The organism is Kitasatospora sp. NPDC054939, from assembly GCF_053610105.1.
The window spans coordinates 17163-28198 of record NZ_JBSGXP010000111.1 but is presented as its reverse complement, the minus strand read 5'-3'; the positions used below and the strand labels follow the sequence as shown (position 1 = coordinate 28198).

General features: G+C 73.9%; 11 protein-coding genes. 5 read left to right on the top strand and 6 right to left on the bottom strand.

What is annotated here, in order from left to right:
• From ACWGB8_RS26990 to trxA, 5 genes are all read left to right on the top strand, one after another.
• On the top strand, positions 1-1669 hold a 1669-nt coding region (locus ACWGB8_RS26990), incomplete at its 5' end, for a serine/threonine protein kinase (RefSeq protein ID WP_452216198.1).
• A gap of 13 nt (positions 1670-1682) precedes the next feature.
• Positions 1683-2429 (top strand): RNA polymerase sigma factor SigM, encoded by a 747-nt coding sequence (gene sigM / locus ACWGB8_RS26985; RefSeq protein ID WP_452216197.1) that lies wholly within the window; start codon positions 1683-1685, stop codon positions 2427-2429.
• Positions 2426-3445 carry a hypothetical protein gene (locus ACWGB8_RS26980; RefSeq protein ID WP_452216196.1) on the top strand — a complete coding sequence of 340 codons (1020 nt, stop codon included), beginning with the start codon at positions 2426-2428 and terminating at the stop codon, positions 3443-3445. Before sigM ends, ACWGB8_RS26980 begins: the two co-directional genes overlap by 4 nt.
• Positions 3446-3738: 293 nt before the next feature.
• Positions 3739-4704 carry a thioredoxin-disulfide reductase gene (trxB, locus tag ACWGB8_RS26975; RefSeq protein WP_452216195.1) on the top strand — a complete coding sequence of 322 codons (966 nt, stop codon included), beginning with the start codon at positions 3739-3741 and terminating at the stop codon, positions 4702-4704.
• A gap of 142 nt (positions 4705-4846) precedes the next feature.
• Entirely contained in the window at positions 4847-5173 is a 327-nt protein-coding gene (gene trxA / locus ACWGB8_RS26970; protein WP_452216194.1) for a thioredoxin, read from the top strand.
• Between the two features lie 138 nt (positions 5174-5311).
• Here trxA and ACWGB8_RS26965 read toward each other — a convergent pair whose 3' ends face one another.
• The 6 genes from ACWGB8_RS26965 to yidC form a co-directional block, all read right to left on the bottom strand.
• Positions 5312-5929, bottom strand: coding sequence for a GNAT family N-acetyltransferase (locus ACWGB8_RS26965; protein WP_452216193.1), 618 nt, complete (start codon positions 5927-5929; stop codon positions 5312-5314).
• Between the two features lie 122 nt (positions 5930-6051).
• Complete coding sequence (locus ACWGB8_RS26960) at positions 6052-7020, bottom strand: ParB/RepB/Spo0J family partition protein (RefSeq protein WP_452216192.1); 969 nt, start codon at positions 7018-7020, stop codon at positions 6052-6054.
• Positions 7017-7964 (bottom strand): ParA family protein, encoded by a 948-nt coding sequence (locus tag ACWGB8_RS26955; protein ID WP_452216200.1) that lies wholly within the window; start codon positions 7962-7964, stop codon positions 7017-7019. The genes ACWGB8_RS26960 and ACWGB8_RS26955 overlap by 4 nt, the downstream gene beginning before the upstream one ends.
• 259 nt (positions 7965-8223) lie before the next feature.
• The gene (gene rsmG, locus ACWGB8_RS26950) at positions 8224-9090 is read right to left on the bottom strand and encodes a 16S rRNA (guanine(527)-N(7))-methyltransferase RsmG (RefSeq protein WP_452216191.1); all 867 of its coding nucleotides are present in this window, start codon (positions 9088-9090) and stop codon (positions 8224-8226) included.
• A 164-nt stretch (positions 9091-9254) separates the two neighbouring features.
• Complete coding sequence (locus ACWGB8_RS26945) at positions 9255-9785, bottom strand: Jag family protein (protein ID WP_452216190.1); 531 nt, start codon at positions 9783-9785, stop codon at positions 9255-9257.
• A 79-nt stretch (positions 9786-9864) separates the two neighbouring features.
• Positions 9865-11034, bottom strand: coding sequence for a membrane protein insertase YidC (gene yidC / locus ACWGB8_RS26940; RefSeq protein WP_452216189.1), 1170 nt, complete (start codon positions 11032-11034; stop codon positions 9865-9867).
• Between the last annotated feature and the right edge of the window lie 2 nt (positions 11035-11036).

Sequence of the window (11036 nt, the reverse complement as noted above, 5' to 3'; positions counted from 1 at the left end):
GCCCGCCGCGCGCCGGGCCGCGGAGCCGCCGCCGGCGGCCAGCTCCGAGGGCGGCACGCGGCCCGCCACCGGCCCCGACGGGACCCCGGAGCCCCGGGTCGACACCGGCGCCCTCCCGCGCACCCTGCCGGCGCCGAAGCGGCACAGCGGCGACCGGATCGGCGACCGGTACCGGTTGGAGGAGTGCATCTCCGAGACCGACACCTTCAGCAGCTGGCGGGCCGTCGACGAGAAGCTGCGGCGCGCCGTCGGCGTGCACCTGATGGCCGCCGACCACCAGCGCGCCCGCGCCGTACTCGCCGCCGCCAAGTCCGCCGCCCTGCTCGGCGACCCGCGCTTCGTCCAAGTCCTGGACGCCGTCCAGGAGGGCGAGCTGGTCTACGTCGTCCGGGAGTGGCTGCCGCACGCCTCCGACCTCGCCAAGCTGCTCGCCTCCGGCCCGATGGAGCCGCACGAGGCGTACCAGATGGTCCGCCAGGTCACCGACGCCGTCGCCGCCGCCCACCGGCGCGGCCAGGCCCACCTGCGCCTCACCCCGCGCTGCGTGTTGCGCACCGACAGCGGGCAGTACCGGATCAACGGGATCGCGGTGGACGCCGCCCTGCGCGGCCTGCCCGCCGAGGACGACACCGATGACGCCGAGCGCACCGACACCCGGGCCATCGGCGTCCTGCTGTTCGCCGCGCTCACCCACCGCTGGCCGTACCCGGAGGACCGCTACGACCTCCAGGGGCTGCCCAGGAGCCTCGGCAGCGTCCCGCCGGACCAGGTCCGCGCCGGGGTCCACAAGGGCCTGTCCGAGCTGGCCGCCCGCGCCCTGTTCGACCACCCGCCGCACCACGCCGAGCCGATCACCTCTCCCGAGCAGCTCGCCCGGGCCATCGCGCTGATGCCCCGGATCCGCCAGCCCGAGCCCGAGCTGCCGGCCTTCACCGCCCCGCCCCGGCACCACGCGCTGCCCACCGCACCGATCCCCACCCGGGTGGTGGCGGGCCCCGGCAGCATGCCGCCCGCGCCCGTCCAGCCGGTCCGGCGACGCCGGCGCACGCTGCGCCGGGCCGCCAAGCTCACCGCCTGGACGATCGCCCTCGGCGCCATCGGCGTGGCCTCCTGGCAGCTGGTCGACCACCTGCGCAGCGAGAAGGACCAGCCGACGATCTCCCAGCCGCTGCCCACCGCCCCGTCGCCGACCCTGACCACCACCGCGCACACCCCGGTGCCGATCCCGGTCCGGGAGGCGGTGTCGTACAACCCGCTGGGCGACGGACCGGAGTCCGTGTACGCGCAGAAGCACGCGATCGACGGCGACCCGAACACGGCGTGGCCCACCCGCAAGTACGACGATCCGTTCGGCCCTAAGCCGCTCCCCAAGGAGGGCACCGGACTGCTGCTCGACCTCGGCTCGCCGCAGAGCGTCAGCTCGGTCAACGTACAGTTCGTCGGCAGCACCACGGCCGAGCTGCGGGTGCCGAACGCCCAGGCGGCGGACAGCCCGCTCCAGGCCAAGCCCAACTCCTTCACCGTGCTGGACCGGGCGAGCGGCACCGCGGCGAACTTCACCCTCGACACACCGGTCACCACGCGGTACCTCCTGATCTGGCTCACCTCCCTGCCGAAGGACGGCGGCGGATTCCGGGGCCAGGTGTCCGAGGTCAAGGTCGCGGGCTGACCGGCGGGTGGGAGTGACCGAGGAGCAGTCCGGGCAGGCCGACGACGCGGCGCTGCTGGCCCGGCACGCGGCCGGCGACCGGGACGCCTTCGGCCTGCTCGTCGACCGCCACCGGGACCGCCTGTGGGCCGTCGCCCTGCGCACGCTGGGCGACCGCGAGGAGGCCGCGGACGCCCTCCAGGACGCCCTGGTCTCCGCCTTCCGCTCCGCCCACACCTTCCAGGGCCGCTCGGCCGTCACCACCTGGCTGCACCGGATCGTCGTCAACGCCTGCCTGGACCGCGCCCGGCGGACCGCCACCCGGCGCACCAACCCGCTCGACGACGACCCCCGCCGGCTGGACGCCGTGCTCGGCAGCGCCGAACCCGCCGACCGCCCGGTGGTCCGCGCCGAGCTGCACCGGGAGGTCACCGCCGCGCTCGCCGAACTGCCCCCCGAACAGCGCGCCGCCCTGGTCCTGGTCGACATGCAGGGCTACCCGGTCGCCGAGGCGGCCGAACTGCTCGGCGTCCCGGTCGGCACGGTCAAGAGCCGCTGCGCCCGCGGCCGGGCCCGGCTGCTGCCGCTGGTGCGGCACCTGCGCGAGGAGGAGGCCGCCGCCCCGGGCGCCCCGGGCGGCGCGGTTCCACGTGGAACCGCGGGGGGCCGGCCGCCGGGCGGACGGAACCCGGGAGGGAACCCACCCGCGCCCCGGTCCGTCACAGGGACGGACCGGTCCACCGGTCGGCCGATTCTGGAAGGAGATGCGAGCGCGCGATGACGGCCCCCCTCTCCTCCCCGTACCCCACCGGGTCCCACCCCTCCGTCGACGACCTCGCCGACCTCGCCGAGGGCCTGGTCGACGACCCGGCCGCCGCCGCGGCCCTGCAGGCCCACCTCACCGGCTGCGCCGACTGCCGGGAGACCGCCGGGGCCCTGGCCGAGGTGCAGGACCTGCTCGGCGCGGTCGAGGCGCCGCCGATGCCGGCGGACGTCGCCGCCCGGATCGACGCCGCCCTGGCCGCGGAGGCCGCGGCGCGCCCGCCGGCCGCAGCCGTGCCCGCTGCCGCCCCCGCGCCCGCTGCCGCGCCCGTCCCCGCCGTCGTCCCCGCGGTCCGCGCGGCCGGGCCGGCGGCGGAGGTCCCGGCGACCGCCCCGGCGCCGACGCGCGTACCCGCTCCCCCGTCCGCCCCCGCCGGACGGCCCGCCGGCTCCACCGGGCCCGGCCGTCCGCACACCCGCCGCCGGCGCGCCCGGCTGCTGCTCGGCGCCGCCGCCGCACTGGCCGCGCTCGGACTCGGCGGCGTCCTGCTGCTCCCGGGCACCGGGTCGGAACGGCTCGCCGACACCGCCGCGAAGGCCGGCCCGGCCCCGGCCGCCGCCGCGCAGTCCCCCCGCCCGACCGGCGAGGCGGCCGGCGCCGCCCGGCCGCAGCCGTCCCTGGCCCCCGGCGGGACGGTCTACCGCGAGGACCGGCTGCCCGCCCAGATCCACCGGCTGCTGGCCGGGGCCGGCAGCGGCGCCCCCTCGGCCCTGCCGCCGGGCACCGCCGGCGGGTCCGCCACCGCCGTACCGCCGGCCGACGGCGGGCCGGGCATCTCGCGCGGGCCGTCCTCCCCGCCCTGCCCGGCCCCCGCCCCGGGCACGCCGCTCGCCACCGACCGCGGCACCTACCGGGGCGAGCCGGTCGACGTCCTGGTGTACGCCGGGCCGGACGGCTCCGGGCAGCTCGACGTCTACCTCCGCGCCGCCGAGTGCGGCCCGGTCCTGCTCCACCGGACCGTCCCCGCCCCCTGACCGCCGGCCGACCGCCGCTTGACGGGCCCGGGCGCACCCTCCCGAGCTCCCCCTTCCGGGTCACCGACCGGCATCCGGACACGCCGGAGCCCGTTCCGGGGCGCCGCAGCGCCCGCGCACGCCCGCTGCGACCTGCAGACTCCCACCCAACACGCCCGGACACTCCCACACTTCGGTCACCTGGTACTGATCCGCCTGGGAATGCGAGAGACTGGTCAGTCGTTGTCCCGGGCGGCGGAGCAGGACCGCCCTCCCCGCACTAGCGCGGGTCGCGATGCGAACCAGGAGATGCAGTGAGCGACGTCCGTAACGTGATCATCATCGGCTCCGGCCCGGCCGGCTACACGTCCGCGCTCTACACCGCCCGTGCCTCCCTCAAGCCGCTGGTCTTCGAGGGTGCCGTCACCGCCGGTGGCGCGCTGATGAACACCACCGAGGTCGAGAACTTCCCGGGCTTCCGGGACGGCATCATGGGCCCCGAGCTGATGGACAACATGCGCGCCCAGGCCGAGCGCTTCGGCGCGGAGCTGGTCCCGGACGACATCGTCGCGGTCGACCTCACGGGCGACGTCAAGACCGTCACCGACTCCGAGGGCAACGTGCACAAGGCCCGCGCGGTGATCGTCACCACCGGCTCGCAGCACCGCAAGCTCGGCCTGCCGAACGAGGACGCGCTCTCCGGCCGCGGCGTCTCCTGGTGCGCGACCTGCGACGGCTTCTTCTTCCGCGACCAGGACATCGCGGTGGTCGGTGGCGGCGACACCGCGCTGGAGGAGGCGACCTTCCTCTCCCGCTTCGCCCGCAGCGTCACGATCATCCACCGCCGGGACACCCTGCGCGCCTCCAAGGCGATGCAGGAGCGCGCCTTCGCCGACGAGAAGATCCGCTTCGAGTGGGACAGCGCGGTCGAGGCGATCCACGGCGACCCGAAGCTGACCGGCGTCACCCTGCGGGACACCACCACCGGCGAGACCCGCGAGCTGGCCGTCACCGGCCTGTTCATCGCCATCGGCCACGACCCCCGCACCGAGCTCTTCAAGGGCCAGCTGGAGCTGGACGCCGAGGGCTACCTGAAGGTCGAGTCCCCCTCGACCCGGACCAACATCCCGGGCGTCTTCGCCGCGGGCGACGTCGTCGACCACACCTACCGCCAGGCCATCACCGCGGCCGGCACCGGCTGCTCGGCCGCCCTGGACGCCGAGCGCTACCTCGCCTCGCTCGCGGACCTGGAGGCCCAGGCCGCCGCCGTCGCGGTCTGATCCGCCCGACCTTGTCCGGCGGGGTGTTCCACGTGGAACACCCCGCCCCCGCCGGGCCCGCCGCGACCGGACGAAACAGATCCGCCCCGTCCGTTGTTGTAGACCTGGCAGCCCCCTCCCCGCTTGACCCCTAGGAGTGACCGTGGCCGGCGCCACCACCACCGTGACCGACGCGACGTTCGATGCCGACGTCCTCAAGAGCGACAAGCCCGTCCTCGTCGACTTCTGGGCCACCTGGTGCGGCCCGTGCCGCCAGGTCGCCCCGATCCTGGAGGAGATCGCCGCCGAGCACGGCGACTCGCTGACCATCGCGAAGCTCGACGTGGACGCCAACCAGCAGACCGCCGCGGCGTACAACGTGATCTCCATCCCGACCCTGATCGTCTACAAGGACGGCGAGCCGGTGAAGCAGATCACCGGTGCCCGTCCGAAGGCCGCGCTGCTGCGCGAGCTGGCCGAGTTCATCTGAGGCACTCCGCACGCCACGGTGGCGGGTCCCCGGTCCGGGGGCCCGCCACCGTCGTTCCCGGGGCCGACCGCCTGCCCCGCCGGCTCCGGGCGCACGGGGTGCCCCCCCCCGCCGGCCTCCCGTCCGGGCCCCGCCGGCTCAGAAGGGCCGTAGGGCCGGCTCCTTGCGCCCGGCGCCGAGCAGCCGCTCCAGCGCCCCCTCGACGTCGCCCTTCCAGGAGAGCGTGGTCCGCGCCTCCAGCCGCAGCCGCGGGTAGCGGTGGTGCGGCCGTACGGTCTTGAAGCCGACCGCGAGCAGGTGGTCGGCGGGCAGGACGCAGCTCGGCAGCTCCCGGCCGACCGCACCGAAGGCCTCGATCGCCCGGAACCCCCGCCCCAGCAGATCCTTGGCGACCGTCTGCACCAGCACCCGGCCGAGCCCCTGCCGCTGATAGCCGGGCACCACCCGGCTGATCATCAGCTGAACGGCGTCCGGGGCGACCGGGCTCGTCGGGAAGGACTGCGAGCGCGGCACGTACGCCGGCGGTGCGTAGAGCACGAAGCCCGCCGGAACGTCGTCCACGTAGACGATCCGCCCGCACGACCCCCACTCCAGCAGGACCGCGGAGATCCACCCCTCCTTCTCCAGCTCCGGCTTCCCGGACTCCGTCGCGGCCCGCGCGCTGACCGGGTCCAGCTCCCAGAACACACAGGAGCGGCAGGTCGTCGGCAGGTCGTCGAGGTTGTCCAGTGTCAGCGGAGCGATCCGGCGTCCCATGCCCCGCACCTCCTCGTCCACTCCACAGTCGAGCATTCCCCCCGAAAGCCGATGGGTGCATGTTCCACGTGAAACACGGCTCACGCGGAACATGCACCCATCGGCTTTCGCTCAGCAGTCGATCAGCCCTGCGACAGCCGCAGCCCCTCCTCGCCCGGCGCCAGGCTGTCGAGGATGCGGTTCAGGTCCTCCACCGAGCCGAACTCCAGCACGACCTTGCCCTTGCCGAGCTTCCCGCCGCGCTGCGAGACCTCGACCTTCACCCGGGTGTCGAACCGGTCGGAGAGTCGGCTTGCCAGGTCGTTGAAGGCCGGCGACATCAGCTTGCCCGCCTTGGGGCCGCCGGCCGCACGCTGTGGCTTCTCCGACTCCATCAGCTTCACGATCTCCTCGGTGGTCCGCACCGAGAGGCCCTCCGCGACGATCCGCGCGGCCAGCTCCTCCTGGCGCTCCGCGTCGGGGATCCCGCACAGCGCCTTGGCGTGCCCGGCCGTCAGCACTCCGGCGGCCACCCGCCGCTGGACCGCCGGGGCGAGCTTCAGCAGCCGCAGGGTGTTGGTGACGTGCGGACGGGACCGTCCGACGCGGTCCGCCAGCTCGTCGTGGGTGCAGGAGAAGTCGCGCAGCAGCTGGTCGTACGCGGCTGCCTCCTCGACCGGGTTGAGCTCGGCCCGGTGGAGGTTCTCCAGCAGGGCGTCCAGCAGCAGGCTGTCGTCGTCCGTCGCCCGGACGATCGCCGGGATCTGCTCCAGCCCGGCCTCCCGAGAGGCCCGCAGCCGGCGCTCGCCCATGATGAGCTCGAAGCGCTCGCGGCCGACCTGGCGGACGACCACCGGCTGGAGCAGGCCCACCTCCTTGATGGAGGCGACCAGCTCGGCGAGCTTGTCCTCGTCGAACTCCTGGCGCGGCTGGCGCGGGTTCGGCGCGATCAGGTCCGGCGGCAGCTCGGCGAAGCGGGCCGCGGGCACCGTCCCGACCGGCACCGGCGACGACCCCGCCGGCTCCACCGCTCCCCCGTCGCCCACCTGTACGGGCGTGCGGATCAGCGCGTCCAGTCCGCGTCCGAGTCCCAGAGCCCTGCGACCACTCACCGATTGCCCTCCGTCGTGCTGCTGTGCTGTGCCATCGGGGCAGTGTGCCCCGTACCGCGCTGCTGGCCCACCAGCGGTCCGCCGCTCTCGGCGGTCACCGCCCGCATCGCCAGCTCCCGGGCGGCCTCCAGGTAGGAGAGCGCCCCGGTGGAGCCCGGGTCGTAGGTGAGGACGGTCTGCCCGTAGCTCGGCGCCTCGGAGACGCGGACCGACCGCGGGATCGCGGTGCTCAGCACCTCCTGCGGGAAGTGCGTCCGGACCTCCTCGGCGACCTGGGCCGCCAGACGGGTGCGCGCGTCGTACATGGTGAGCAGGATGGTCGAGACGTGCAGCACCGGGTTCAGGTGCGCACGGACCAGCTCGACGTTGCGGAGCAGCTGGCCGAGGCCCTCCAGCGCGTAGTACTCGCACTGGATCGGGATCAGCACCTCCTGGCCGGCCACCAGGGCGTTCACCGTGAGCAGGCCGAGCGAGGGCGGACAGTCGATGAGGATGTAGTCCAGCGGCTGCTCGTACGCGGCGATGGCGCGCTGCAGGCGGCTCTCCCGGGCGACCAGGGAGACCAGCTCGATCTCGGCGCCGGCCAGGTCGATGGTCGCGGGGCAGCAGAACAGGCCCTCGACGTCCACGACCGGCTGCACCACGTCGGCCAGCGGCTTGCCGTCGACCAGCACGTCGTAGATCGACGGCACGTCGGCGTGGTGGTCGATGCCGAGGGCGGTGGAGGCGTTGCCCTGCGGGTCGAGGTCGACGACCAGGACGCGCAGCCCGTGCATGGCGAGCGAGGCGGCGAGGTTGACGGTGGTGGTGGTCTTGCCCACCCCGCCCTTCTGGTTGGCGACCACGATCACCCGGGTGGCGGCGGGCCTGGGAAGCCCCTCGCCGGCCCGCCCGATCGCCTGGACGGCGGCCTGGGCGGCACGCGCGATGGGCGTGTCATCGATCTGGTCGATGGTCTCCGAGTCCTGCATGGGGGTCAGTGTTTCACGTGAAACCGGAGCGGCAACAGTCGCCGCCCGGCTGCGACTCAGGATTCCGGTAAGCATGGAGCGACGTTTCACGTGAAACACCATGCCCGCTTTGTCGGAAATCTGACGGTGCGACACTCCGACGGACCGCGCCCGCCCCCGGGCGGCCCAACCGCGGCCGGGAACGGCAACGGGCGGGTGGCCGAAGACCACCCGCCCGTTCACCGGAAGTTGTTCAGCGCGGACGGCGCCGACCGCCCCGGCCCCGCTCGCCGCTCCGGGCCGCGGTGCCCGCGTTCCGTCCGGCCCGGGCCATCTTCGCCCGTCGGGCGGCGGCCCTGACCCCGCCCGGGCTCTCGCCGGCCTTGACCTGGACCACCCGGGTCGAGGTCTCCAGGGTGCCCTCGCCGACCGAGATCACCGACGACTCGACCGCACCCAGCTTGGCCAGCCCCGCCCGGCTGTCGGCCAGCTCCTGCTCCGCGCTGTCGCCCTTGAGCGCCAGCATCTGGCCGTGCGGACGCAGCAGCGGCATCCCCCAGCCGGCCAGCCGGTCCAGCGGCGCCACCGCGCGGGCGGTCACCACGTCGACCGCGAGCTTGCCGACCATCTCCTCGGCCCGGCCGCGCAGCACGGTGACGTTCTCCAGCCGCAGCTCGCGGACGACCTCCTCCAGGAAGGTGGTCCGGCGCAGCAGCGGCTCCAGCAGGGTCACCGAGACGTCCGGGCGGGCCAGCGCGACGGGGATGCCGGGCAGGCCGGCACCCGAGCCGACGTCGCACAGGGTGGAGCCGGGCGGCAGCAGTTCGGCGAGCACCGCGCAGTTGAGCACGTGGCGGTCCCAGAGCCGGGGCACCTCGCGGGGGCCGATCAGCCCGCGCTGGACGCCCGCGGTGGCCAGCAGCTCGGTGTAGCGGACCGCAGCCTCGTAGCGGTCCCCGAAGATCTCCCGGGCCACGGCCGGTGCCTCGCCCGGCCCCTCGACGACCGGCGCCTCGGCAGCCTGGGCATCGGCAGCCGGGGCATCGGGCGTCACGGCTTCGACAGCCGGCTCCTCAGTGCCCGTGCCGGGCTCCTCGGCAGCCCCACGCTCCGTGTCCATCTCAGCCTCTCCGCTCCCCGGATCCACCGACCCGCTCTCCGCACTGTTCCACGTGAAACATCAGTCCCGGGTCGGTCTCCCCCGGGGCACTCCCGAGGGACGACGACCCCGCCCGCACGAGGCGGACGGGGTCTGTGACTCGCTCACTCGCCCGGTCTCGGGACTCAGCCCGGCAGCACGACCACGCACCGCTGGGGCTCTTCGCCCTCGGACTCGCTGCGCAGTCCGGCCGCCGCCACCGCGTCGTGGACGACCTTGCGCTCGAAGGGCGTCATCGGCCGCAGCTTGACCTGCTCGCCGGTGCCCTTGACCTGCTCGGCCGCCTGGGCGCCCAGCTCGGCCAGCTCGGAGCGCTTGCGGGCCCGGAAGCCGGCAATGTCCAGCATGAGGCGGCTGCGCTCGCCGGTCTCCCGGTGGACAGCCAACCGGGTCAGCTCCTGCAGGGCCTCCAGCACCTCGCCGTCCTGGCCCACCAGGCGCTGCAGGGCCCGGTCGTTGCCGTCGCTGACGATGGACACCAAGGCGCGGTCGCCCTCGACGTCCATGTCGATGTCACCGTCGAGGTCCGCGATGTCGAGCAGACCCTCCAGGTAGTCCGCCGCGATGTCGCCCTCCTGCTCCAGACGGGGGATGAGGCTCTCGTCGGCGCTGGCGGCGGCCTCGGCCTCGACGGCGGAGGTGGTGCCTTCCGTCACTGATGGACTCCTTCGGAGATGAGGCCCGGATGGTGGGCCGGATACGAGGATCGGGGGGCCGCTGACAATCCGGGGCCGGTCAGGACTTCTTCTTCGGCCGCTGGCCGCCCTGGCCGCCGCGCCGGGGCTGCTGGCGCTGGCCCGGCCGGGTGCCGCCGGAGCGTCCGGCCGGCTGCTTGGCGCCCGCCGGCTTGGCGTCGGCGGTCTCGGCCTTGCTGTCGGCGGTCCCGGTCTCCGCGGGCTCCTCGGCCGGGGCCGGGGCGTCCTTGGTCAGGCTGGTGGTCGGCGCGGCGCCGCCGTGCTGGCGCTGGGACTTGCTCTGGCGGCGCGGCTGCTGGCGGCGCGCCTGCACCGACTCCTCGACGACCTCGGCGGCGGTGGCCTCGGTCTTCTTCGGGGGCAGCAGGCCGAACAGCGGGCGCTTGATCACGGAGCCGTCCGGGGCGATCCGGCCGGCCTTCTTCATGCGGTCCTGGCGCTCGTCCCAGGCCTTGCTGCCGGGCGTCGGGTTGTTGCGGATGACGATCAGCTGCTGGCCCATGGACCAGACGTTGGTGGTCAGCCAGTAGACCAGGACACCGACGGGGAAGTTGATGCCCATGACGGCGAACAGGATCGGGAAGACGTACATCAGCATCTTCTGCTGCTGCATGAACGGCGTCTTGACCGTGAGGTCCATGTTCTTGGTCATCAGCTGGCGCTGGGTGACGAACTGCGACAGCGACATCAGGACGATCATCACGGCGACGACGATCTTGACGCTGACGTCGTCACTGCCGACGAAGGTCGCCGAGAGCGGGGCACCGAAGATGTGGGCCTGCGCGGCGCTGTCGAGCAGGGTGCCGTCGATGACGCCGATCGGCTCGTGCTCGGCGACCTTGGCCAGCACACCGTAGAGGGCGGTGAAGAACGGCGCCTGCACGAGGATGGGAAGGCAGCTGGAGAACGGGTTGGTACCCGCCTCCTTGTACAGCTTCATCATCTCTTCGGACTGGCGCTGCCGGTCGTTCTTGTAGCGCTCCTGGATGGCCTTCATCTTCGGCTGGATCGCCTGCATGGCCCGGGTCGCCTTGATCTGCTTCACGAAGAGCGGGATCAGGCAGATCCGGATGACGACCACCATCATCACGATGGAGAGACCCCAGGCCCAACCACCGTCCGGGTCGAAGACGTGGCTGAACAGCGAGTGGAACTGGACGATGATCCAGGACACCGCTGTGTACAGGGGATTCAGGAAGGAGAAGGTCACCG

What these genes read in the sequence shown, in the direction of transcription:
- ACWGB8_RS26980 (WP_452216196.1), top strand. Translation starts at nt 2,426, where the DNA reads ATGACGGCCCCCCTCTCCTCCCCGTACCCCACCGGGTCCCACCCCTCC.
- ACWGB8_RS26965 (WP_452216193.1), bottom strand. Translation starts at nt 5,929, where the DNA reads ATGGGACGCCGGATCGCTCCGCTGACACTGGACAACCTCGACGACCTG.
- rsmG (WP_452216191.1), bottom strand. Translation starts at nt 9,090, where the DNA reads ATGGACACGGAGCGTGGGGCTGCCGAGGAGCCCGGCACGGGCACTGAG.